This window comes from Streptomyces sp. NPDC039736 (assembly GCF_055596485.1).
In genome coordinates, this window is the sequence record NZ_JBVIUQ010000006.1 from 510,008 (window position 1) to 531,665 (window position 21,658).

Genomic DNA, 21,658 nt, shown 5'->3' on the forward strand with positions numbered 1-21,658 from the left:
CCCGGCCTTCCGTGCGTACTCGCGGTGGTTACAGCCCCTGCCACACCGGCTTGTTGGCGTAGGTGTGCCGGAAGTAGTCAGCCAGCTTCAGCTTGGAGGCGGCGGCCTCGTCGACGACGACGGTCGCGTGCGGGTGGAGCTGGAGCGCGGAGGCCGGGACGAGCGCGGAGAGCGGGCCCTCGACGGTCTGCGCGACGGCCTCGGCCTTGCCCTCGCCGGTGGCCAGCAGGACCAGGTGGCGGGCGTCCAGGATGGTGCCGATGCCCTGGGTGATGACGTGGCGCGGGACCTGGGCGGTGTCGCCGTCGAAGAAGCGCGCGTTGTCGTCGATGGTCTGCTGGGTCAGCGTCTTGATCCGGGTGCGTGAAGCGAGCGAGGAGCAGGGCTCGTTGAAGCCGATGTGCCCGTCGGTGCCGATGCCCAGCAGTTGGAGGTCGACGCCGCCGGCCTCGCCGAGCGCCCTGTCGTACGCCTCGCACGCGGCCTGGACGTCCTCGGCGGACCCGTCGGGGCCGAAGAAGGACGCCTCGGTCAGGCCCAGCGGCTCCACGACCTCGCGCAGGACGGTCGCGCGGTAGGACTCGGGGTGCCCGGCGGGCAGGCCCACGTACTCGTCGAGCTGGCAGATCCGGGCCCGGGACGCGTCCACCTCACCGGCGGCCACCTTGGCGGCCAGGGCCTGGTAGATGGGCAGCGGGGACGAACCGGTGGCGACACCGAGCAGGGCGTCGGGCTTGCTGCCCAGCAGGTCCACGATGCTCTGCGCGATGAGCTCGCCGCCCGCCCTGGCGTCCGGAACGATGACAACTTCCACGCTGATGCCTGCCTGTCTGTGTGGGAGTGCGGAGACCGTCCGCCGAGGTCCTGCGGGGCCGGACGATCTGTGGTATAGACCAATCTAGCAGAGCGGAGGTCCGCGCACCCGGTCTTCCGCGGGTCCGCAGCGTCCTTCCACTGGCGGCCCCGTGAACTCCCATGGTCGACTGGCCCCGAGCATCCGTCACCTCGAGCAGCCGTGCCAGGCAGGTCCGGGAGGTCCGTCATGTCGCCCGTGGAACGACCGGCGCAGGGGATGAGCGTCCCCTCCCTCCCAACGGCCCCCTTCGCGGAGCGCCCGGGCCGCCTGATGGCCGCCGAGACGGCGGAGCAGCCGGCCGTGCTGCGCCGGATCCTGGACGAGGCGGCCCCGCGGATCTTCGCGACGGCGCAGGCGATCGCCGCCAAGAGCCCCCGCTTCGTGCTCCTCACCGCGCGCGGCACCTCCGACAACGCGGCCCTGTACGCCAAGTACCTGCTGGAGATCCAGCTCGGGCTGCCCTGCGGCCTCACCTCCATGTCCACCACGACGGCCTACGGCGCCCGCCCCTCCCTGCGCGACGTCCTGGTCGTCACGGTCAGCCAGTCGGGCGGCTCCCCGGACCTGGTGGCCTCCACGCGCGCGGCCCGCGAGGCCGGCGCCCTGACCCTCGCGGTCACCAACAACCCCGACTCCCCCCTCGCGGCGGTCTCCGAGCACCACATCGACGTCCTGGCCGGCCCCGAGAGGGCCCTGCCCGCGACGAAGACCTACACGGCCTCCCTCCTGTGCCTCTACCTCCTCGTCCAGGGCCTCCAGTCGCGGGACGGCACGGCGACGGCCGCCGGACTGCCGGACCTGGCCGCGGGAATCCTGGCCCGCCAGGAGGAGGTCCGCGCCCTGGCCGCCCGCTACCGCTTCGCCGAACGCATGGTGATCACCTCGCGCGGCTACGGCTACCCCACGGCCAAGGAGGCCGCCCTCAAGCTCATGGAGACGAGCTACATCCCCGCCCTCTCCTACTCCGGCGCCGACCTGCTGCACGGCCCGCTCGCCATGGTCGACAACATCTCCCCGGTCATCGCCGTGGTCACCTCGGGCAGGGGCGGCGAGGCCCTCCAGCCCGTCCTGGACCGGCTGCGCGGCCGGGGCGCCGACCTCTTCGTGGTCGGCCCCGCGTCCCAGGTCGCCCGGGCGTCCTCGGGCTTCGCCGTCCCCACGGAGTCCGTCCCCGAGGAACTCCAGCCCGTCCTGGACATCCTCCCCCTCCAGCTCCTCGCGTACGAGGTGACCCTCGCCCGTGGCCAGGACCCCGACGCCCCCCGGGCCCTCGCCAAGGTCACCGAGACCCGCTGACCGGAGACACCCGGCGGGCGCTGAAATAGCTAGCGGACGCTATAGAATCCCGGCATGGCAACCGGACAGCGCGGCCGGCCCCGGTCCTTCGACCGGGGGGCGGCCCTGGAGAAGGCCACCCTGGCCTTCTGGGAGAGCGGGTACGAGACGACCTCGGTCGCCGACCTCACGCGCCTGATGGGCATCGCCGCCCCCAGCCTCTACGCCGCCTTCGGCGACAAGCGGGCCCTCTTCGCGGAGGTCGTCGCCCGGTACGCCGCCACCCACGGCGCCTTCGGCGCCCGCGCCCTGGAGGAGGAGGGCACGGCACGGGCGGCCGTCGGCCGGCTGCTCCACGAGGCGGCGGCGGAGTACACCGACCCCGCCCACCCCCGTGGCTGCCTGGTGATCACCGCCGCGACCAACTGCACGACCCCCGAGGTCGAGGAGTCCCTGCGGGCCCGCCGCAACGCCAACATCGCCGCCTTCGCCTCCCGTGTCCGGGCCGACGTGGCGGCCGGCCGGCTCCCGTCCGGCACCGACCCCGAGGCCCTGGCCCGCTTCTCGGGCGCCGTGCTCCAGGGCATGTCGCAGCAGGCCCGCGACGGGGCGGACCGGGCGGAGCTGGAGGCGGTGGCGGAACTGGCGATGCGCGCCTGGCCGCCCGAGGAAGGGCCGTAGAGACACCCGCGGGCCACGGCGCCCGGCGGGACCCTCAGCCCGCCCGGCACCGCAGCCCGGAGTTGCATCGGCCGGCGGTGTGCGGTGCCTCCGGCCGTCAGGAGGGGCGGGCGCAGTCAGGGCAGAGAGCGCGCGTCCCTCGGTTTCACCCTCCTGTGCGGGGAGGATGAAGCTTTGCCCGGCCATTGTGGACTAGACCACTAACCCCTGTCTACGCCTGCGCACCGCCGGTTGTCCCACAGGTTACGGGTATGTTCGACGCGTGCCCTCCATGAACGATCTCGTACGCCAGCACACCGCCCTCAGCGAGTCCGACCTCGAGTGGCTCCACCTGCTGGTCTCGGAGTGGCAGTTGCTCTCCGACCTGTCCTTCGCCGACCTCGTGCTGTGGGTCCCGACCCTCGACGGCACCCGTTATGTCTCCGTGGCGCAGATGCGCCCGAACACCGGTCCCACCTCGTACCACGACGACATGGTCGGCCACCTGGTCCCGCGCGGCCGCCGCCCGCTGCTCGACGCCGCCCTGGACGAGGGCCGCATCGTGCGCGAGGGCGACCCGGAGTGGCGCGAGGAGGTCCCGGTCCGGGTCGAGTCCATCCCCGTGCGGCGCGAGGGGCGGGTGCTCGGCGTCATCGGCCGCAACACGAACCTGCTGACGGTCCGTACGCCGAGCCGCCTGGAGCTGACGTACCTCCAGAGCGCCTCCGACCTGGCCCAGATGATCGCCGCCGGATCGTTTCCCTTCCCCGGGCAGCAGGTCGACATGGACGCCTCCCCGCGGGTGGGGGACGGGCTCATCCGGCTCGACGCCGACGGGATCGTCCAGTACGCCAGCCCCAACGCGCTCTCCGCCTACCACCGCCTCGGCCTCGCCTCCGACCTGGTGGGCCATCACCTCGGCCAGGCCACCGCCGAGCTCGCGCCCTCCCGGGGCCCGGTGGACGAGGCCCTGGTCAAGCTGGCCAGCGGGTACGCGCCCCGGGAGACCGAGGTGGAGGGCAGCGGGGGAGTGATCCAGCTCCGCGCCATCCCGCTCAAGCCCAAGGGCACCCGGATCGGCTCCCTGGTGCTCTGCCGGGACGTCACGGAACTGCGCCGCCGCGAGCGGGAGTTGATCACCAAGGACGCCACCATCCGGGAGATCCACCACCGGGTGAAGAACAACCTCCAGACGGTCGCCGCCCTGTTGAGACTCCAGTCCCGCAGGATGGACTCGGACCAGGGGCGCGAGGCCCTCAACGAGGCCGTGCGGCGCGTGGGTTCGATCGCGATCGTCCACGAGACGCTGTCCCAGAACCTGGACGAGCGCGTCGAGTTCGACGAGATCGCCGACCGCGTCCTGGCCATGGTCGCGGAGATCTCGCCCGGAAAGGTGACCTGCCGCAGGACCGGCCGCTTCGGCATCCTGGACGCGGAAGTCGCCACTCCGCTCTCCATGGTGCTGACGGAGGTCCTGCAGAACGCCCTGGAGCACGCCTTCGCCCCCGGCGACGAGGGCACGGTGGAGGTCTCCGCCGTGCGCGGCGGCACCTCCGCCGAGGCCCGGCTGCTGCTCACCGTGCTGGACGACGGCCGGGGTCTGCCCGAGGGCTTCGACCCGAAGAAGGCCGGCAACCTGGGGCTCCAGATCGTGCGGACCCTGGTGGAGGGCGAGTTGGGCGGGACCTTCGACATGGTCCGCGGCCCCGAGCGCGGGACGCGCGTGGTCCTGGACGTCCCCGTGCGGCCGCAGAAGTAGCCCCCGCGCCCCGGACCGACGGCGGGCGCGGCCTGCCACGACAGCGAAGAGCCCCGGACCGAGGTGACGGTCCGGGGCTCAACTGCTCACGCGTTACTGCGCATTGGGGGGTACTGCGCGCTGCGATTTCGGGGGCGGTGACTGCATACGCGCTGTATGCGCCGCCGAGCTCAGGCTCGAAGCAGGGTGGTTCAGGCGGTCGCGTTGCGCGCCCGGTTGCGAGCGGCGCGGCGCTTCATCGCGCGGCGCTCGTCCTCGCTGAGGCCACCCCAGACACCCGAGTCCTGGCCGGACTCGAGCGCCCACTGCAGGCACTGCTCCATGACGGGGCAGCGGCGGCAGACGGCCTTGGCTTCCTCGATCTGCAGCAGCGCAGGACCGGTGTTGCCGATGGGGAAGAACAGCTCCGGGTCTTCCTCACGACAAACGGCGTTGTGACGCCAGTCCATGGCTGCTACCTCTCCTTGTGACATGCACGTTGCTTGTGAATGTGAACGCTTTCACGAATCCCCTCACAGGGGAAGGGCCGACTTCCAGCGAACACTGGTTGTGGTCCTGAGTGTGAGGAGGGATTCTGGTTCTCAGGGAGGCCGGTGTTGCGGGCCGTCCCGATCGCCATGAAGAGACTCGCAAACCTCGTCGGCGGATACAACCCCTTCCGGAAAGTTTTTTTTGATTCCTCGGTGTCGGCTAGGTCACAGCCGTACTTCCATGGGGTGGATGGCAGTCCGTACGTTCGAGATAAAGGACTTTGGGCCCTTCCACTCACACAATCACACGCAGTGCACGGCGAACGCCTGTGAACGCGACGCTCGTACGCAACCCGAGGTGGTCGCCGTCCATTTGAAGGGGCAGTGGCACCTTCGAATGCAAGGTGAAGTCCGTCAGGTCGTGGAGGGTCACGGCGTGCTTCCCGTGCGGGCCGCGCTCCGGGGTGGAAGTGAGCAACTGCGTGGCGTACCGGGTGACCGCCGGAGTGGAAAGACGGCTGAGGCCCAGCACGTCGAGGGCGGTCTCGAAAGACGCCTCCGGGGAGGCGTACAGCGGGCGATTCCCCAGGTAGGTCCAGGGGGAGGTGTTGCAGACTATCGCCAGAACCAGGTCGGTCACCGGGTCCTCACCGGGCCTCTGCAGAGAAATCACACCCTGTCTGCGGTGGGGTTCCTCCAGGAATTGGCGGACCACCTGGCGCAGATAGAGGGCGTGCGTGGAGCGCTTTCCGCGCTCCCGCTGCTGTTCGACCCGGCCGATGACGCCGGCGTCGAATCCCAGACCGGCGCAGAAGGTGAACCAGCGTTCCGGGACGGCTTCGTCCTCCGTTCCCGGTACGCCTTTTGTGAGGCCGAGGCTCACTGTGCGTTCGCTTCCGGTACGCAGCGCGTCCAAAAGCGCGCCCGTCGCCTCCACGGCGTCATTGGGAAGGCCGAGCGCGCGGGCGAAGACATTCGTGGAACCGCCGGGGACGACCGCGAATCCGGGCAGGCGTTCGGGGTCGGGGCCCGCGTGCAGCAGTCCGTTGACGACCTCGTTGACGGTGCCGTCGCCGCCGAGCGCGACCACCAGGTCGATGGTGTCGGCGTTGTCGGCGGCCCGCCGGCCGAGGTCGCGGGCGTGCCCGCGGTACTCGGTGGTGACCGTCTCCAGCTTCATCTCGCTGGCCAGGGCGTGGATCAGGACGTCCCGGGTGCGGGCACTGGTGGTGGTTGCTGCCGGATTGACCACGAGAAGTGCGCGCATGCGGTGCAGGTTACCGGGGCGGGGAGGGGAAGCTCGGAGCGAGGGGTTCGAGTACGGGGTCACGGGGTGTCTCGTTACCCTGCAGGAGTGAGTAAAAAGTCGGTACGGAAATCCGCCGCGAAGTCCGCGCGCAAGCCGGTCGCCCCGTCCGGGACCCGGCCCCCGGCCGAGGACGCGCAGCCGCTGCCCGATTCGCCGGCCGTGCCGCACCCGCGCGAGCCCCGGCCCGCGCGCCTGGGGGCCGCCGCCGCGCTGGTGGCGGCCGAGGGCCTCGCGCTGGTCGCCGTCGGGCTGTACCTGCTGGTGATGGGACTGCTGGGCACCCCGGACCGGCCCGAGCAGGCGGAGATGGGCGGGCTGACCCTCGTCGCGCTCGCCGTGCTGCCGCTGGTCGCCGCGAACGGGCTGCGGACCCGCCGGAGCTGGAGCCGCGGGCCCGCCGTGATCACCCAGCTCATGGCGCTGCCGGTCGCCTACACCCTGATGACCACCGACGGCGCCTTCTCGATCCCGGCCGGCATCCTGCTCGGCGCGGTCGCCGTCGTCTCGCTGGTGCTGCTGCTGAACCCGGCCGTCGTGGACGCCCTGGGCATCAAGCGCGGCCCGCGCGGCGCCTGAGCCGCCCCGGAGAACGCGAACGGGGCCCGCGGCGGCGCCTGAGCGCCGGGCGGGCCCCGCTCCGCACGGTCCGTGCGCGACGGACCGGCTACTCCTCAACCAGGAGCTTCTCGCGGAGCTGGGCCAGGGTGCGGGCCAGCAGCCGGGAGACGTGCATCTGGGAGATGCCGACCTCCTGGGCGATCTGCGACTGGGTCATGTTGCCGAAGAAGCGCAGCAGCAGGATCTTCTTCTCGCGCGGCGGCAGGTCCTCCAGCAGCGGCTTCAGCGACTCGCGGTACTCGACGCCCTCCAGCGCCACGTCCTCCGCGCCCAGGGTGTCGGCGACCGCCGGGGACTCGTCGTCCGTGTCGGGGACGTCCAGGGACAGCGTGGAGTACGCGTTGGCGGACTCCAGCCCCTCCAGGACCTCCTCCTCGGAGATCGCCAGGCGCTCCGCCAGCTCGTGCACGGTCGGTGAGCGGCCGTGCTGCTGGGAGAGCTCCGCCGTCGCCGAGGTCAGCGAGAGCCGCAGCTCCTGGAGGCGGCGGGGGACCCGTACCGCCCAGCCCTTGTCGCGGAAGTGCCGCTTGATCTCGCCGACGACCGTCGGAGTGGCGTACGTCGAGAACTCCACGCCGCGCTCCGGGTCGAACCGGTCCACCGACTTGATCAGCCCGATCGTGGCGACCTGGGTGAGGTCGTCCAGCGGCTCCCCGCGGTTGCGGAAGCGCCGCGCCAGGTGCTCGACCAGCGGCAGGTGCATCCGTACGAGACGGTTGCGCAGCTCGGCCCTGGCCGGGGAGCCGTCGGGCAGCCCGCGCAGCTCGACGAAGAGCAGCCGCGCCCCCGAGCGGTCCCGGGGGTCGGGGGCCTCGGCGCGCTCCCGGTGGGGCTCGGGTGCGTCCGACGCGCCGGAATGCGGCTCGGACGCGTCCGTCGTCCCGGCGTGCGGCTCGGACACCCCGGCGTGGGCCGCCCCGGCGGTCCCGCCGCCGGAGTGGACCTCCTGCGAGGTGTTCTCGTCGCGGTGCCCGCTGTCGCGCTTCTCGGTGTCGCGCCTGTCGTCGCTCATCTGGTCCGCCGCCCGCTCTGCCGCCTGAGCCTCTTCCGCCGGGTGCGGGCGGGCCTGCTGCTCAGGAATCCCGTTCAGCGCCCGCCTGCTGCGCTCCTCGTCCCGCACCGGCCCGTCCCCGCTCATACCGGACCGGGCCCCGCGCCGCGCTGTTTGTACAGACTGATGCTGACCGTCTTGTCGTCGGCGACGGTCGCGTCGACCTTGCCGGCGAGCGCGGAGAGCACCGTCCACGCGAACGTGTCGCGTTCGGGGGCGCGGCCGTCGGTGGTGGGCGCCGAGACCGTCACTTCCAGTGAGTCGTCCACCAGCCGGAACACACAGCTGAGGACGGAGCCGGGCACGGCCTGCTGGAGCAGGATCGCGCACGCCTCGTCCACCGCGATGCGCAAGTCCTCGATCTCGTCGAGGGTGAAGTCCAAACGCGCTGCGAGGCCGGCCGTGGCCGTACGCAGCACCGACAGGTAGGCACCCGCAGCGGGCAGCCGGACCTCCACGAAGTCCTGGTTCCCGGGCTCGCCTGCGATAGGGGACACCCTCACCTCCAAGGTGGCACAAGCGGTACGTCGTTCACGTCTATCGCCGGTGACGCTATCGCGATCCGCCGCTCCGTGTCGCCGGACCCCCTGCCCGGCGAGATGTCACACATGGTAAGCCCATGCGCACGCACAGTGGCTAGGGGTGTGCGGGGCCCAATTGGACGCCACCGACGAGGGGTTGAGCTACCCACGTCTCAGACGATCGAACCGTCGACGAAGCACCAGCGCCAGCTCTCGCCCGGCTCGAAGCTGCGCATCACCGGGTGGCCGGCGTCCTCGAAGTGCGCGGTGGCGTGCCGGCCCGGCGAGGAGTCGCAGCAGCCCACATGACCGCAGCTCAGACACAGGCGCAGCTGTACCGGGTGCGTGCCGGCGGCCAGGCACTCCGGACAGGTGTCGCCGAGCGGCTCGGGAGCGGGCCGCGGCAGCTCTTCGACGTGCGGGCATGCGTTCATGGAGACCATTGTTCATGACGTCATGGGTGGACGACGTGACGCCGAACCGGAGGGACGGGCCCCGAGCCGATGGACGCAACCGCGCTACTGGCGCTGATCGCGGTGAGCGCGGCGGTCGCCGGGCTGGCCCGGCGCACCCCCGTGCCCGCACCGCTCCTGCTGGTCGCGGTGGGGATCGCCGCGTCCTTCGTGCCGGGGGTGCCCGCGTACACCCTCGACCCGCACATCGTGCTGCCGCTGCTGCTGCCGCCCCTGCTGCACACCGCCGCGCTGGAGAGCTCGTACCTGGACCTGCGGGCGAACCTGCGGCCGGTGGCGCTCCTGTCGGTCGGGTACGTGCTGTTCGCGACCGTGCTGGTGGGGTGGCTGGTCCATCTGTTCGTTCCGGGGCTGCCGCTGGCCTCGGCGCTGGTGCTGGGGGCGGTGGTCGCGCCGCCGGACGCGGTGGCGGCCACCGCGGTCGCCCGCAGGCTGGGGCTGCCGCCCAGGATCACGGCGATCCTCCAGGGGGAGTCGCTGGTCAACGACGCCACCGCCATCACCGCGTACAAGGTCGCCCTCGCGGCGGCGGTCGGGGAGGGGGCGAGCTGGACCGCGGGCGTGCAGGAGTTCCTGGTGGCGGCGGTCGGCGGGGTCGGGGTGGGGCTGCTGCTCATGGTGCCGCTGCACTGGCTGCGGACCCGGCTGAAAGAGGCGATCCTCCAGAACACGCTGTCGCTGCTCATCCCCTTCGTCGCGTACGCGGCCGCCGAGTACGTGCACGCGTCCGGGGTGCTCGCGGTCGTGGTGGTCGCCCTCTTCCTCGGCCACCGCTCCTGGCAGGTGGACTTCGCGACGCGGCTCCAGGAGGCGGCCGTGTGGAAGATGGTGTCCTTCGTGCTGGAGTCGGCCGTCTTCGCGCTGATCGGGCTGCAACTGCCGGTGGTGCTGGCGGGGCTGGGACCGTACGGCGGCAAGGAGGTCCTCTGGTGGGCGGTCGTGGTGTTCCTGCTGGTGGTGGTGGTGCGGTTCGTGTGGGTCTTCCCGGCGACGTACCTGCCGCGGTGGCTGTCGGAGCGGATCAGGACGCGCGAGCCGGACACCACCGTCGCCGCGCCGCTGATCGTGGGGTGGGCGGGCATGCGGGGCGTGGTGTCGCTCGCGATCGCCTTCTCGATCCCGCTGACGGCCGAGGGGGAGCCCTTCCCGGGGCGGAACCTGATCCTCTTCCTCACCTTCACGACCGTGATCGGCACGCTCGGCGTGCAGGGGCTGACGCTGGCGCCGCTGATCCGCGCGCTGAAGGTGACCGGGCGGGACCGGTACGCGGCGACCCTGGCGGAGGCGCAGGCGCAGAACGAGGCGTCGGCGGCGGCCGAGGCACGGCTGCGGGAGCTGCTGGCGGACCCGGCCAACGCCCTGCCGAAACCCCTGGAGGACCGCCTGCGGACCGTGCTGGAACGGCGGCGGAACGCGGTGTGGGAGCGGCTCGGGGCGGTCAACGAGGAGACCGGGGAGTCGGCGGACGAGACGTACCGCCGGGTGGCCCGGGAGCTCATCGACGCGGAGCGGGCGGTCTTCGTGGAGCTGCGGGACACCCGCCGGATCGACGACGAGATGCTGCGCACCCTGCTGCGGCGGCTGGACCTGGAGGAGGCGGCCGGGTGGCGGGAGGAGGAGTGAGGACTCCTGCCGTCCGGTCCTACGGGCATCCGGTGACGACCGCCGTCAGCCGGGTGCCGGGCGGGAACGCGCCCTGTGCGGTCAGGACGGTCAGGGCGTACAGCGTCTTGGCGACGTACAGGCGTTCGACCGGCAGACCGTGCCGGGCCTCGAAGTCGTCGGCGAAGGCGAGCAGCTCCGGGGTGGTGCGGGCGTAGCCGCCGCAGTGGAAGCCGTCGGCGAGGGACCACTCGCCCCGCCGTCCGCCGAAGGCCGCTTCCTGGAGGCGTACGACCTCCTGCTCCAGGAAGCCGCCCTTGAGGACCGGGACGCCGAGCGCCCGCTGGCCGGGGGCCAGGCCCGCCGCGAGCCCGGCCAGGGTGCCGCCGGTGCCGCAGGCCACCGCCGCCACGTCCGTCACCCCGTGCAGCTCCCGCCCGAGCCGCGTGCAGCCCTCGACGGCGAGGGCGTTGCTGCCGCCCTCGGGAACGACGTACGGCTCGGGGAGGTCCGGGAGGGAGACGGCGGGCAGGAGCGCGGCCAGGTACGCCGGGTCGTGGCGCCGGCGGTAGTCCGTACGGGAGACGAAGTGCAGCCGCATGCCGTCCGCCGCGCACCGGGCGAGGGACGGGTTGAGGGGGCGTGCGGCGAGCTCGTCGCCGCGGACGACGCCGACGGTGGGGATGCCCAGCAGGCGGCCGGCGGCGGCGGTGGCGCGCAGGTGGTTGGAGTAGGCCCCGCCGAAGGTGAGGAGGGGGCGGCCCGCGGCGGCGCGGAGGTTGGGGGAGAGCTTGCGCCATTTGTTGCCCGGGAGGTCCGGGTGGATCAGGTCGTCCCGCTTGAGGAGGAGGCGTACGCCGTGGCTGTCGAAGCGGGGGTCCCGGACGGGGGTCAGGGGGGAGGGGAGGCGGGGGCGCAGGTCGGGGGGCACCGGGTCATTGTCCTGCGGGTCCCGTCCGGGTGAGGGGGCCGGGGGGCGTGGCTGGTCCCGGTTCTGTGCGGGCGGGTCGCGGGTCCGGTGGGTGCGTCGTGGCTGGTCGTGAGTCCGTGCGGATGCGTTGTGGGCGGCCCCGGGTCCGTGCGGAAGGGCGGCGGTCCCGGGTCCGTGCGGGGGCGTCGTGGCCGGTCGCGCAGTTCCCCGCGCCGCTGGCAGGGGCTGCTGCGCAGCCGTCCTCCCCCCGGTCCGCGGGTCACTTCAGCCGGTCCCTGATCCGGCCCCGCATCCAGTCCATCCTGAAGCCCCTCGGGTCGACCTTGCCCGGCTGCCACTCCAGATGGCCCAGCACCGAGGCCGCGCCCCAGCCGTGGGCGCGACAGATCGCCGCCGAGACGCGCTCGATCGCCTCCAGTTGGGCGGCCGGCCAGGGGTCCTTGCCGTCGCCGAGGTTCTCGCACTCGAAGCCGTAGAAGCGGGCGTTGCCGTCGGTGTTGGCCTCGTTGTCCGGGGGCAGCCGCTTCTCGGCGATCACCGCGCGCAGGACGTCGTCGTCGCCGAGGCCCGCGTGGTTGGCCCGGCCGTAGCCGACCAGGTGGACCCTGCCGTCCTTGGCGATCACCCCGTGGCAGAGCGGGCCCGGCAGGTTCGCGTGGCCGTCGCGGCACAGGGCGACCGTCGCCGCGGTGCCCCGGGTGACCGTGTGGTGGATCATCACGCCGTGCACCGGGCCCCAGGGGCCGTGGCCGTGCCGGTTGTGGGTGCGCCAGTTGCCGACCTCGACCACGGTCACCCCCTCGGCGCGCAGTGCGGACAGGAAGGCGTCGGCGGAGAGGGGGCGGGCCATGGGGGCCTCCGTACGGAATCAGAGCGGAATCGCTCCTACCGCTTGTACCGGAAGATCACCGTCCGTGACAGCCCGTTCGCACGGTGTGCGAGCCGTTCCGGACATCCCAGGCGTCCCTCAGGTCGTCGCCGGCCACAGGTCGGGGCCGAACACCTCGTAGTGGACGTCCGCCGCGGGCAGGCCCTTGGCGAGGAGCCGGGCGCGCACCGCCCGCATGAACGGCGGCGGTCCGCAGAGGGGGGCGCGGGTGCCGGGGGCGACCTCGACGCCCGAGAGGTCCACCGGGCCGGTGCGGTCGGCCGGGTGGCCGGGCTCCGGGTGCTCGTAGAAGAAGTGGGCCGTGGCCGCCGGGAGCTTTTCGGCCGGCCGCCCGTGGTCGGCGCGCAGCGGGTGGGCGGCGGGGGAGCGGTCGCCGTGGACCACCGTCACCGGGGCGCCGTGCCCGGTCGCCGCCAGGTGCTCCAGTGTCGCGATCATCGGAGTGCAGCCGATGCCCGTCGAGGCCGGCAGGAGGGGCGCGTCGCCGTCGGCGACGACCAGGTCGCCGTACGGCGCGGAGACCCGCAGCCGGTGGCCCTCGCGCACGTGCGCGTGCAGGTGGGACGACATCTCGCCGTCGCCGATCCGCTTGACGGCGATCGAGCGCAGCGCGGCGCCGGGTGCCGGGTGCTGGGGAGAGGCTGTACTGGCGGGTCTGCCGCGCCCCGTCCGCGAGCTCCACCTGCACGGAGACGTACTGGCCCGGCTCGGCGGCGGGCATCGGCCCCCGTCCGCCGGCCGCAGCCGGAAGACGGCGACCTCGGCCGTCTCCCCTCGGTGCGCCCGGCCGGCTCCCAGCCCCGCCAGGTGTCGCCCTTCAGGACGCCGTGCTGCGCGTACAGCCGGTCCTCGACGGCGGTCAGCGCGTTCGCCGTCAGCCAGCACACTTCGTCCCGGCCCGCCGCGACCTCGGGCGTCACCGCGTCACCGCGTCCCCGAGCACCTCGGCGAGGGCCGCGAAGAGGTGCTGGTGGACCACCCGGTACTGGCCCGCCGTCACTCCCAGTGACGCGTGCTTGTGCGCGATCCGGGAGAGCATCGCGTCCGGCCGCCCGTCGGGCCGGTCCACGAGGTGCGCCGCGGAGGCGGCGACCGACCCGGCGAGTGCCCGGCGCTGGGTGCCGGCCGCCTGGTTGCCCCGGTTGAAGAGGTCGCGCAGCAGCTCCGGGCGGGCCGCGAAGAGCTTGTCGTGGAAGAGCGCGGTGATGTCCTCGATCGCCGCACCGACGGCGGGAAGGGTGGCGCGGACGGTCGCGGTGGCGGAGAGCATGGCGGGCTCCTCGCGAGGCTCATTGGTATATGAGAGTCGTAGTCAAAGGCGGGGCGAGAGGCGTCGGCCATGGCTGATGGGTCGTCACCGGGCCGCATGCCGACGGGTCCTGCGTCATCGGGTCGTATGCCATCGGGTCGTACGTCCCCGAAACGGCCGGAAATGGCCGGTGCGGGCGTGGCCCGCGCGGCTCGGTCCGCCCGGCGGGTCGCCGAGAGGCCCAGCAGCAGCGGCCCCGTCGGCGCGCCGGTCGGCGTGTCCACCGTCAGCGGGTCCAGCGCGGCGAAGAACGCCTCCTGGGCCTGCCGCAGCGCCCCGCGCAGGGTGCACGCCGACCGCAGCGGGCACGCCGTCCCGCCCTCGCGGTCGACGACGTCGCCGGACCCCTCCAGCTCCCGCACCCCCGTGCCGACCGACGCCGTCCGGCCCGCCGCGGTGAGCGCGAGCCCTCCGCCGCGGCCCCGGCGGGCCTCGACCAGGCCCAGGTGCTGGAGCCGGGAGACCACCTTGGCGGTCTGCGTGCACGGGATCTCCATGGCCGTCGCCATCCCCCGGGTGGTGGGCGGTCCGTCCTTCTCGACGGCCAGGCGCATCAGCGCGCGCGGTGCCAGGTCGGTGAATCTCGTCAGCCGCATGACGTCACGCTGAGTGAGTTGCATTTCGGATGCGACTCAGGCGTGCGGACGTTCCGCGCGCCCCGGCCGTCCCGCCCGGTCAACCCGGCGCGCGGGATTCCCCCTTCGCCGGTGATCTAGTCACACTCTTTTGTGTAATGGCGCTGCCACGGGCCGTGCTGAAAGGCTTCTGCCGCAGGTCAGCACAGATGCCGTGAGAGGAAGTCAGATGTCGGTCGAGGCAGGTCCCGAAGTCCGCGATCAGCAAGTGCAGCCGCAGCCGCAGCAGAGTCTCGGCACGGCCGCCGCGCGGAACTTGGCGACCACCACCAAGTCCGCGCCGCAGATGCAGGAGATCACCTCCCGCTGGCTGCTGCGGATGCTCCCCTGGGTGCAGGTCCAGGGCGGCGCCTACCGGGTCAACCGGAGGCTGAGCTACGCGGTCGGCGACGGGCGGGTGGAGTTCGTGCAGACCGGCAGCCGGGTCGCCGTCATCCCGGGCGAGCTGGGCGAGCTGCCCGCCCTGCGGACGTACGACGACCAGGACGTGCTGCACGAACTGGCGCAGCGCTGCGAGCAGCGCGAGTTCGCCCCCGGGGACGTCATCGCCGGTGAGGGCGACAGCGCGGACACCGTGTACCTGCTGGCGCACGGCCGCGTCGAGAAGATCGGCTCCGGCCCCTACGAGGAGGAGCAGGTGCTCGGCGTCCTCGCGGACGGCGCCTACTTCGGCGACCAGGCCCTCGTCGAGGAGGACGCCACCTGGGGGTACACCGCCAAGGCCGCCACCGCGTGCACGGTCCTCGCCCTGACCAGGAACGACGTCCTGACGCTCGCGGACCGCACGGAGTCCCTGCGCGGCCATCTCGCGGCCGTCCGCGACCTGCCGCGCCGGCGCACCAACGAGTTCGGCGAGGCCCCCATCGACCTGTCGGCGGGCCACGTCGGCGAGGCCCTGGTCCCGCACACCTTCGTGGACTACGACGCCGCTCCGCGCGAGTACGAACTCTCCGTCGCGCAGACCGTCCTGAAGGTCCACACCCGGGTCGCGGACCTCTACAACCAGCCGATGAACCAGACCGAGCAGCAGTTGCGGCTCACCGTCGAGGCCCTCCGCGAACGGCAGGAGGACGAGATGATCAACAACAAGGAGTTCGGCCTCCTCGCCAACTGCGACTACGGGCAGCGCCTCCAGCCGCACGACGGCGTCCCCAGCCCCGACGACCTGGACGAACTCCTCTCCCGGCGGCGCGGCAACAAGTTCTTCCTGGCCCACCCGCGCGCCATCGCCGCGATCGGCCGCGAGTTCAACCGGCGCGGCCTGGTGCCCGGCAGCGTCGACATCGGCGGCAACCAGATCCCCGCCTGGCGCGGCGTCCCGATCTTCCCGTGCAACAAGATCCCGGTCACCGACGCCCGGACGACCTCGATCCTGTGCATGCGTACGGGACTTGAGGAGCAGGGCGTCGTCGGCCTGCACCAGACCGGGCTGCCGGACGAGATCGAGCCCAGCCTCTCGGTGCGCTTCATGGGCATCGACGAGCAGGCCATCATCTCCTACCTGGTGACCGCCTACTACTCGGCCGCCGTTCTGGTGCCGGACGCGCTGGGCGTGCTGGAGAACGTCGAGATCGGCCGCTGGCACTGACCGCCGGCGGGAGGAGGGGACGGCCCGAGGGGGTAAGGGGAGGACGGGGGCGCGGTCGCGCGGGAGCGCCGGCGCCCCCCGGTACGGAGGGAGTTGGCATTGACGATGACCACGACCCGGGCGGCAGGCGACACGGGCGGCCCGCAGGGGGCCGCCGCACTCCTCGCCCGTACCAGGACCGCCGTCGACCCGCGGCTGCGGGAGACGGTCGACTCGCTGCCGGGTCAGCTCCGCCGGATCGCCCGCTACCACTTCGGCTGGGAGCGGGCCGACGGCACGGCGACGCAGGCGCACGCGGGCAAGGCGATCCGGCCCGCCCTCGTCCTGGCCGCCGCGCACGCGCTCGGCGGCGACCCGGGCGAGGCCGAACACGCCGCCGCCGCGGTGGAGTTGGCGCACAACTTCACCCTGCTGCACGACGACGTGATCGACGAGGACCCGACCCGCCGGAACCGGCCCACGGCCTGGACGGTGTTCGGCATTCCGGACGCGGTCATCGCGGGCGACGCGATGTGCGCACTGGCCCTGCGGGTGCTCGCCGAGGACCCGCACCCGGCCGCCCAGCCGGCCTCCGCCCGGCTCGCCGCCTGCGTCATCGAGCTGTGCGCGGGCCAGCAGACCGACTGCGCTTTCGAGAACCGGGCGCCGCAGGACGTCACCATCGCCGAGTGCCTGACCATGGCCGAGGCGAAGACCGGTGCCCTGCTGGGCTGCGCGTGCGCGATCGGCGCGCTGTACGCGGGGGCCGCGCCGGAGGAGGTCGAGGCGATGGACGCCTTCGGCCGCGAGGCCGGCCTCGCCTTCCAGCTCATCGACGACCTGATCGGCATCTGGGGCGACCCCGCCCACACCGGCAAGCCGGCCGGCGCCGATCTGGCCGCGCACAAGAAGTCGCTGCCCGTCGTGGCGGCGATGGCCTCCGGCTCCCCGGCCGCCGCCGAACTGGCGGAGCTCTACCGCGCACCCGCCATGGACGCCGCCACGGTGCGTCTGGCCGCCGACGCCGTGGAACGGGCCGGCGGTCGGGACTGGGCGCAGAGCCAGGCCGCCGACCGCATGGCCAGGGCGGTGGACCACCTCGCACGGGCGGTCCCGGACCTGGCCGCCGCCGACGACCTGCTCGCGCTCGCCGAGTTCGTGACGCGCAGGACGCGCTGACCGGAGGGGGAGAGCCCGTCGGCGGAGGTGTTTCGCGTACGGGGCGGGGCCCGCCGGAATCCACCGGCGGGCCCCGCCCCGTACCCCCAACTCTGCGATCATGGACGTACGTTGATCACGTACGTCCGCCACAGCGGAGCGGGCGCGGAACACGGAGACGATCATGGGCGTACGGATACGGCAGGCGACGAAGGCGGACCGCGACGCGGTGCTGCGCGTGGTGGACGACTCCTTCCGGGACGACCCGGTGAGCAACTGGATCTTCCCGGACCCGGCGCGCTACGACCGGGTCCACGCGCAGATGATGGGGGCCTTCTTCGACCTGTGCCTGGAGCACGGCTGGGTGGACGTCACCGAGGACCTGTCGGCCGTCGCGATGTGGCTGCCCACGCCCGAGGGCGAACCGGAACCCGACGACGGGCCCGCGCAGTTGCGTGCCGCCGTCGACCCGGACAACGACCGCATCGAGACGGTCGGCGCGCTGACCGCGGCGAACCACCCGCACCACCGGGAACACGCGTATCTGTGGATCATCGGTGTGGACCCGAAGCGGCAGGGCGAGGGCCTCGGCTCCTCGCTGATGGCGCCGGTGCTGGAGCGCTGCGACCGGGAGGGCGCCGCCGCCTACCTGGAGGCCAGCAGCGCGCGCAGCCGCGAGCTGTATCTGCGCAGCGGCTTCACGGACCTGGGGGAGCCGCTGCGGCTGCCCGACGGGGGACCGCTGATGTACCCGATGTGGCGCGACCCGCAGACGGAGCCGCGGCTCTAGCGGATCAAGCGGCCGGAGCGGGTCAAGCCGCCAGGACGGATCAAGTCGTCAGGGCGGACCAAGCCGCCAGGGCGGATCAAGTCGTCAGGGCGGAGCAGGCCAGGGCGGATCAGGCCGGAGCGGATCAGGCTTCCGGGAAGATCCGCTCCACCATGACCGCCACCAGCTCGTCCAGCGCCTCGGGGGTGTCGGAGAGCATTTCCGGCAGCGTGAAGTGCTCCACCAGCAGGCCGGACATCGCCAGGTAGAGGACCCGCATGTCGTCGGCGTCGCCCGGCAGGCCGGCCTCCAGGTGGAACCGGAGGTTGTCGTCGAAGGTCTCCCGGACGGTCCGGTTCAGCTCCTTGCGGAGCGCGGGCCGCCGGGTGGCCTCCAGCCGCAGTTCCAGCATCGCCAGATATCCGGAGCGTTCGGCGACCACCCGGCGCACCAGGTCCCGCATCAGGTCCACGATCAGCTCCCGGGACGGTTCGGGGGCCATCAGGCGTGCCACGTGCGCCGGGTCGGGCGTCATGCGCTCGTTGACCCGCACCGCCACCTGGGCGAGCAGGGCGTCCCGGTCGGCGAAGTAGTTGGAGGCCGTGCCGGTGGGGGTCCTGGCGCGCGCGTCGACGGCGCGGAAGGTGAGCCCGCGGGCGCCCTCGTCGGCGAGTACGTCAATGGCGGCGTCCAGCAGGGCGGTTCGGCGCTCGGGGTTCCTGGCCATGGGTTCTCTTCCTTCTCAGATCTCGTACCGCGAAAGGCTTGCGCAACCACTACACCTGAAGCACTATAGCTGTCGTGGTTGCGGCAGCAGGCCCACCACGACCCCTTGGAAAGAGGACCCCGCTTGCGCAAGCTCACGTACTACGTCGGCATGTCCCTCGACGGCTTCATCGCCGCACCGGACCTCTCGATCGACGCCTATCCGATCAGCGAGGAGTTCCTGAAGGACTTCCTGGTCGGCGCCTACCCGGAGTGCCTGCCCACGCACGTCCGCGCCGCGCTCGGTGCCGACGCGGCGCCCAACACGCACTTCGACACGATGATCCAGGGCCGCACCACCTACCAGGCCGCCCTCGACATCGGCATCACCAGCCCGTACGCGCACCTGCGCCAGTACGTCGTCTCCCGCAGCCTCACCGAGTCCCCCGACCCGGCGGTCGAGCTGATCTCCGGCGACCTGGTCGCGAAGGTACGGGAGCTGAAGGCCGAGGAGGGCGGGCTCGGCATCTACCTCGGCGGCGGCGCGGAGGTCGCCGGCCAACTCCTGGACGAGATCGACGAACTCGTCCTCAAGGTCTACCCGGTCGTCCTCGGCGACGGCGTCCGCGTCTTCACCGCCGCGTTCGGCGTGCACTCCTTCTCGCTCGACTCCACGCGGACGTTCGACAACGGCACCGTCGTGCTCACCTACTCGCGGCTGAAGGGCTGACCCGCTTGCGCAAGCTGATCTACTACATCGCCACCTCCATCGACGGCTTCATCGGCCACCCGGAGACCGGCGACGGCTCGTTCTTCGAACAGTTCGCGTCCGGCGACTTCCACGCCTTCCTGCTCGGTGAGTACGGCGACACCGTCCCGGCGTTCGGCCGTGCGCACCTGGGCATCGCGGACGCCCCGCTGACCCGCTTCGACACCGTCGTCCAGGGCCGCAGGAGCAACCAGGTTGCGTACGACATGGGCATCACCAGCCCGTACGCGCACCTGCGCCAGTACGTCGCCTCCCGCAGCCTCACCGAGTCCCCCGACCCCGCGATCGAGCTGATCCAGGGCGATCTGGTGGAAAAGGTGCGGGAGTTGAAGGCGGAGGACAGCGAGCTCGACATCTACCTCTGCGGCGGCGGAGAGATCGCCGGGCAGCTCGTCGAGGAGATCGACGAGCTGGTCATCAAGACCTACCCGGTCCTCGTCGGCTCCGGAATCCCCATGGCGTCCGCCGGATTCGCCCTGCGCCGCTACGAGTTGACGTCCGTCCGCAGCTTCGACAACGGCGCGATCGTCTCGACGTACCGCAAGATCCGGTGACCGGGCCCCGGGGCGGCCACCCCGCGGTGGCCGCCCTTGATCGGCGGGTCCCCCGGACGCACTAAAGTCCCGCCCATGACAGGAGAGTCATGGGTCGGCTGGTACCGCGATCGCGCCGGTACGGAAGCCCTCACCCTCAGCACCGACGGGCGGCGGCTGCGCGCCCGCATCCGGGGGCACGAGCTCACCGGCGAGACCTTCACCGGCCTCTTCCCCGACCCCGAAGTCCCCCCGGACGACGGCGCCTTCACCCTCACCCCCGCGGGCGCGCTGTGCGGTTGCGTCCTGGAGTGGGACATACCGATGCCGGTGTACGACGACGGCATCGTGCACCGTGCCGCCCTGCGCTGCCTGCTCTCGCTGGGCCGCCCGGCCCCCGGCGCGCCCGACGGCGACCCGGAGCGCCTGCACCTGGCCCTCGCCCTGCACTTCGACGGCGCGCTGTTCACCTCCGGCCACGCCGAGAACGACTTCGAGGGCGCCCTCGCCGAGATCCAGCGGCAGCTCCCCGAGGGCTCCTACCTCAAGTCCTGTCTCTCCTGCGCCTTCTCCGACTACTACCCGGCGTCCGGCCCCGGCCTCTTCGGCGGCCTGGCCTGCTTCCGGGACGCCAAGGACGCCTACCGCGAGGCCGGGGACGCCGCCGCCCTCCTCGGCATCTGGGACCGCAGCTCCGGTCCCGTCCAGGAGACCCACCGCTGCCCCGACTTCGAGCGCAGGCCCGCCGAGGGACCGGGCACCGGAAACCGCGGCCCCTTCCCGCCGCCACGGGTGGAACTGCTGCCCGTGCAGGGCGATTTCCAGCCACCGCGGGCCTCGACGGCCTGAGCCGCCCCGCCGCTCCTCGTCGCGGCGGGCGCGCGAAGACGCCCGTACGGTCGGGAAAGCGACCGTACGGGCGTCTCCACGTGAGCGACGCCGAAGCGCGGACGCGGCCGCGCGGCAGGTCAGCCAGCGAGTCCGTTCGCCCAGAGGCGGTCCACGCGGGCGCGCTCGGTGGCGTTCGGGACGGCGTTCTGACAGGACGGGCCGGGGCCGCCGCCCGACATCAGCTCGCTGCACGGGCCGGAGTAGCGGTCCGGCAGGCCCAGGACGTGTCCGGTCTCGTGGGAGGTGACACGGGTGGAGTTGTAGGTCTGGTTCTGCCGGTAGTCCAGGAAGATGTAGCCGCGCCCGTGCCCGTCCGTGCTGGCGTACGAGCCGCGCGAGTCATTGCCCTCGCGGTACGAGAAGCTCGCCCCGGTGGTGGACTCCTGGAGCTTGACGTTGTTCACCGAGCTGTTCCAGATCTGCGTGGAACGGGCTATCTGGGTCCGGAAGGTGGGCGCGCTGGAGGCGTTGTACCGGACGGTGACGACCTGGATGCCGGGGTTGGCGGCACGCTGCTTGCGCACCTCCTTCCACACGGCCTCCTGGAAGGCCTTGGTGGCCGCCGCGTTCTCCGGGGACTGCTGGTACGCCACGTAGCTCGACGCCGCCGGGGCGGGCGCGGTGGCGTTCGCGGCGGGCGCCACGCCGACGGCGGCCAGGCCGAGGCCCAGGGCGGCGGCGAAGAAGGCACGGGGGTGTCTCATGGTGGGGGGTTCTCCCTGCTGTCCGGTGACCCGGCGGGACCGGGTGCTGGTGGGGATCGGATGGGACTGGGGAGAGTGTGGGGGAGCGGGAGCGGGCCGCGCATGATGTCAACCGCCGATAGCGCCATGACATCACCCCGCCGTCCGCCGCCCGGCGGACGGTCGAATCGAGCCAGTCGGGGGTCCAAACGGAAGGGGAACCTC

21 protein-coding genes and 2 pseudogenes are annotated in these 21,658 nt (G+C 72.5%); 11 read left to right on the top strand and 12 right to left on the bottom strand.

Going from position 1 to position 21,658, the window contains the following annotated elements:
- Window positions 1–28: 28 nt before the first annotated feature.
- Complete coding sequence (nagB, locus tag ACZ56L_RS21760; RefSeq protein ID WP_468691462.1) at window positions 29–814, bottom strand: glucosamine-6-phosphate deaminase; 786 nt, start codon at window positions 812–814, stop codon at window positions 29–31.
- Between the two features lie 258 nt (window positions 815–1,072).
- On the opposite strand from nagB, the gene ACZ56L_RS21765 reads away from it, so the two are divergent.
- The 3 genes from ACZ56L_RS21765 (at window position 1,073) to ACZ56L_RS21775 (ending at window position 4,550) form a co-directional block, all read left to right on the top strand.
- On the top strand, window positions 1,073–2,152 hold the full coding sequence (locus ACZ56L_RS21765) for an SIS domain-containing protein (RefSeq protein ID WP_380837324.1): 1,080 nt from the start codon (window positions 1,073–1,075) through the stop codon (window positions 2,150–2,152).
- A 54-nt stretch (window positions 2,153–2,206) separates the two neighbouring features.
- A complete protein-coding gene (locus ACZ56L_RS21770; RefSeq protein ID WP_401756070.1) occupies window positions 2,207–2,812 on the top strand; it encodes a TetR/AcrR family transcriptional regulator in 606 nt (201 codons plus the stop codon).
- A gap of 271 nt (window positions 2,813–3,083) precedes the next feature.
- On the top strand, window positions 3,084–4,550 hold the full coding sequence (locus tag ACZ56L_RS21775; RefSeq protein ID WP_345229150.1) for a sensor histidine kinase: 1,467 nt from the start codon (window positions 3,084–3,086) through the stop codon (window positions 4,548–4,550).
- A 191-nt stretch (window positions 4,551–4,741) separates the two neighbouring features.
- On the opposite strand, the gene ACZ56L_RS21780 is transcribed toward ACZ56L_RS21775, so the two are convergent.
- Both ACZ56L_RS21780 and ACZ56L_RS21785 read right to left on the bottom strand, forming a co-directional pair.
- The gene (locus tag ACZ56L_RS21780) at window positions 4,742–4,999 is read right to left on the bottom strand and encodes a WhiB family transcriptional regulator (protein WP_004937597.1); all 258 of its coding nucleotides are present in this window, start codon (window positions 4,997–4,999) and stop codon (window positions 4,742–4,744) included.
- Between the two features lie 316 nt (window positions 5,000–5,315).
- Window positions 5,316–6,287 (bottom strand): diacylglycerol/lipid kinase family protein, encoded by a 972-nt coding sequence (locus tag ACZ56L_RS21785; protein ID WP_345228497.1) that lies wholly within the window; start codon window positions 6,285–6,287, stop codon window positions 5,316–5,318.
- An 87-nt stretch (window positions 6,288–6,374) separates the two neighbouring features.
- Between ACZ56L_RS21785 and ACZ56L_RS21790 the strand changes: the two genes are divergently transcribed.
- Complete coding sequence (locus ACZ56L_RS21790; protein ID WP_471065675.1) at window positions 6,375–6,905, top strand: hypothetical protein; 531 nt, start codon at window positions 6,375–6,377, stop codon at window positions 6,903–6,905.
- Window positions 6,906–6,993: 88 nt separating this feature from the next.
- On the opposite strand, the gene ACZ56L_RS21795 is transcribed toward ACZ56L_RS21790, so the two are convergent.
- From ACZ56L_RS21795 to ACZ56L_RS21805, 3 genes are all read right to left on the bottom strand, one after another.
- The gene (locus ACZ56L_RS21795; RefSeq protein WP_345228496.1) at window positions 6,994–8,085 is read right to left on the bottom strand and encodes an RNA polymerase sigma factor SigF; all 1,092 of its coding nucleotides are present in this window, start codon (window positions 8,083–8,085) and stop codon (window positions 6,994–6,996) included.
- Window positions 8,082–8,495 carry an ATP-binding protein gene (locus tag ACZ56L_RS21800; protein WP_345228495.1) on the bottom strand — a complete coding sequence of 138 codons (414 nt, stop codon included), beginning with the start codon at window positions 8,493–8,495 and terminating at the stop codon, window positions 8,082–8,084. Before ACZ56L_RS21800 ends, ACZ56L_RS21795 begins: the two co-directional genes overlap by 4 nt.
- Window positions 8,496–8,692: 197 nt before the next feature.
- Window positions 8,693–8,953 (bottom strand): UBP-type zinc finger domain-containing protein, encoded by a 261-nt coding sequence (locus ACZ56L_RS21805; RefSeq protein ID WP_345228494.1) that lies wholly within the window; start codon window positions 8,951–8,953, stop codon window positions 8,693–8,695.
- 69 nt (window positions 8,954–9,022) lie between these two features.
- Between ACZ56L_RS21805 and ACZ56L_RS21810 the strand changes: the two genes are divergently transcribed.
- Entirely contained in the window at window positions 9,023–10,615 is a 1,593-nt protein-coding gene (locus tag ACZ56L_RS21810) for a Na+/H+ antiporter (RefSeq protein WP_345228493.1), read from the top strand.
- 19 nt (window positions 10,616–10,634) lie between these two features.
- Here ACZ56L_RS21810 and ACZ56L_RS21815 read toward each other — a convergent pair whose 3' ends face one another.
- The 4 genes and pseudogenes from ACZ56L_RS21815 to ACZ56L_RS21830 form a co-directional block, all read right to left on the bottom strand.
- Window positions 10,635–11,525 (bottom strand): 1-aminocyclopropane-1-carboxylate deaminase/D-cysteine desulfhydrase, encoded by an 891-nt coding sequence (locus tag ACZ56L_RS21815; RefSeq protein WP_471065678.1) that lies wholly within the window; start codon window positions 11,523–11,525, stop codon window positions 10,635–10,637.
- 259 nt (window positions 11,526–11,784) lie between these two features.
- The gene (locus ACZ56L_RS21820) at window positions 11,785–12,375 is read right to left on the bottom strand and encodes an N-acetylmuramoyl-L-alanine amidase (protein WP_345228491.1); all 591 of its coding nucleotides are present in this window, start codon (window positions 12,373–12,375) and stop codon (window positions 11,785–11,787) included.
- Between the two features lie 117 nt (window positions 12,376–12,492).
- Window positions 12,493–13,684: pseudogene (locus ACZ56L_RS21825) on the bottom strand (FAD-binding oxidoreductase).
- A gap of 197 nt (window positions 13,685–13,881) precedes the next feature.
- Window positions 13,882–14,319: pseudogene (locus tag ACZ56L_RS21830) on the bottom strand (RrF2 family transcriptional regulator); the annotation flags it as partial.
- 208 nt (window positions 14,320–14,527) lie between these two features.
- Between ACZ56L_RS21830 and ACZ56L_RS21835 the strand changes: the two are divergent.
- The 3 genes from ACZ56L_RS21835 (at window position 14,528) to ACZ56L_RS21845 (ending at window position 17,873) form a co-directional block, all read left to right on the top strand.
- Window positions 14,528–15,946: a family 2B encapsulin nanocompartment shell protein gene (locus ACZ56L_RS21835; RefSeq protein ID WP_345228489.1), complete on the top strand. Its 1,419-nt coding sequence runs from the start codon at window positions 14,528–14,530 to the stop codon at window positions 15,944–15,946.
- A gap of 105 nt (window positions 15,947–16,051) precedes the next feature.
- The gene (locus ACZ56L_RS21840) at window positions 16,052–17,104 is read left to right on the top strand and encodes a family 2 encapsulin nanocompartment cargo protein polyprenyl transferase (protein WP_468691448.1); all 1,053 of its coding nucleotides are present in this window, start codon (window positions 16,052–16,054) and stop codon (window positions 17,102–17,104) included.
- Window positions 17,105–17,267: 163 nt separating this feature from the next.
- Window positions 17,268–17,873: a GNAT family N-acetyltransferase gene (locus ACZ56L_RS21845; RefSeq protein WP_471065681.1), complete on the top strand. Its 606-nt coding sequence runs from the start codon at window positions 17,268–17,270 to the stop codon at window positions 17,871–17,873.
- Between the two features lie 124 nt (window positions 17,874–17,997).
- Here the strand turns inward: ACZ56L_RS21845 and ACZ56L_RS21850 are convergent, their stop codons facing one another.
- Complete coding sequence (locus tag ACZ56L_RS21850; RefSeq protein WP_471065683.1) at window positions 17,998–18,579, bottom strand: TetR/AcrR family transcriptional regulator; 582 nt, start codon at window positions 18,577–18,579, stop codon at window positions 17,998–18,000.
- Window positions 18,580–18,702: 123 nt separating this feature from the next.
- Between ACZ56L_RS21850 and ACZ56L_RS21855 the strand changes: the two genes are divergently transcribed.
- The 3 genes from ACZ56L_RS21855 (at window position 18,703) to ACZ56L_RS21865 (ending at window position 20,708) form a co-directional block, all read left to right on the top strand.
- Window positions 18,703–19,287 (top strand): dihydrofolate reductase family protein, encoded by a 585-nt coding sequence (locus tag ACZ56L_RS21855; protein ID WP_345228485.1) that lies wholly within the window; start codon window positions 18,703–18,705, stop codon window positions 19,285–19,287.
- Between the two features lie 5 nt (window positions 19,288–19,292).
- Window positions 19,293–19,880 (top strand): dihydrofolate reductase family protein, encoded by a 588-nt coding sequence (locus ACZ56L_RS21860; protein WP_471065685.1) that lies wholly within the window; start codon window positions 19,293–19,295, stop codon window positions 19,878–19,880.
- 75 nt (window positions 19,881–19,955) lie between these two features.
- On the top strand, window positions 19,956–20,708 hold the full coding sequence (locus ACZ56L_RS21865) for a DUF6304 family protein (RefSeq protein ID WP_471065687.1): 753 nt from the start codon (window positions 19,956–19,958) through the stop codon (window positions 20,706–20,708).
- Window positions 20,709–20,827: 119 nt separating this feature from the next.
- On the opposite strand, the gene snpA is transcribed toward ACZ56L_RS21865, so the two are convergent.
- Window positions 20,828–21,454, bottom strand: a complete 627-nt coding sequence (gene snpA / locus ACZ56L_RS21870; RefSeq protein ID WP_345228482.1) for a snapalysin — start codon at window positions 21,452–21,454, stop codon at window positions 20,828–20,830.
- Window positions 21,455–21,658: the final 204 nt, after the last annotated feature.

What these genes read in the sequence shown, in the direction of transcription:
- snpA (WP_345228482.1), bottom strand. Translation starts at nt 21,454, where the DNA reads ATGAGACACCCCCGTGCCTTCTTCGCCGCCGCCCTGGGCCTCGGCCTG.
- ACZ56L_RS21820 (WP_345228491.1), bottom strand. Translation starts at nt 12,375, where the DNA reads ATGGCCCGCCCCCTCTCCGCCGACGCCTTCCTGTCCGCACTGCGCGCC.
- ACZ56L_RS21840 (WP_468691448.1), top strand. Translation starts at nt 16,052, where the DNA reads ATGACCACGACCCGGGCGGCAGGCGACACGGGCGGCCCGCAGGGGGCC.
- ACZ56L_RS21845 (WP_471065681.1), top strand. Translation starts at nt 17,268, where the DNA reads ATGGGCGTACGGATACGGCAGGCGACGAAGGCGGACCGCGACGCGGTG.
- ACZ56L_RS21780 (WP_004937597.1), bottom strand. Translation starts at nt 4,999, where the DNA reads ATGGACTGGCGTCACAACGCCGTTTGTCGTGAGGAAGACCCGGAGCTG.
- ACZ56L_RS21865 (WP_471065687.1), top strand. Translation starts at nt 19,956, where the DNA reads ATGACAGGAGAGTCATGGGTCGGCTGGTACCGCGATCGCGCCGGTACG.
- ACZ56L_RS21810 (WP_345228493.1), top strand. Translation starts at nt 9,023, where the DNA reads ATGGACGCAACCGCGCTACTGGCGCTGATCGCGGTGAGCGCGGCGGTC.
- ACZ56L_RS21805 (WP_345228494.1), bottom strand. Translation starts at nt 8,953, where the DNA reads ATGAACGCATGCCCGCACGTCGAAGAGCTGCCGCGGCCCGCTCCCGAG.
- ACZ56L_RS21765 (WP_380837324.1), top strand. Translation starts at nt 1,073, where the DNA reads ATGAGCGTCCCCTCCCTCCCAACGGCCCCCTTCGCGGAGCGCCCGGGC.
- ACZ56L_RS21795 (WP_345228496.1), bottom strand. Translation starts at nt 8,085, where the DNA reads ATGAGCGGGGACGGGCCGGTGCGGGACGAGGAGCGCAGCAGGCGGGCG.
- ACZ56L_RS21850 (WP_471065683.1), bottom strand. Translation starts at nt 18,579, where the DNA reads ATGGCCAGGAACCCCGAGCGCCGAACCGCCCTGCTGGACGCCGCCATT.
- ACZ56L_RS21770 (WP_401756070.1), top strand. Translation starts at nt 2,207, where the DNA reads ATGGCAACCGGACAGCGCGGCCGGCCCCGGTCCTTCGACCGGGGGGCG.
- ACZ56L_RS21775 (WP_345229150.1), top strand. Translation starts at nt 3,084, where the DNA reads ATGAACGATCTCGTACGCCAGCACACCGCCCTCAGCGAGTCCGACCTC.
- ACZ56L_RS21835 (WP_345228489.1), top strand. Translation starts at nt 14,528, where the DNA reads ATGTCGGTCGAGGCAGGTCCCGAAGTCCGCGATCAGCAAGTGCAGCCG.
- ACZ56L_RS21785 (WP_345228497.1), bottom strand. Translation starts at nt 6,287, where the DNA reads ATGCGCGCACTTCTCGTGGTCAATCCGGCAGCAACCACCACCAGTGCC.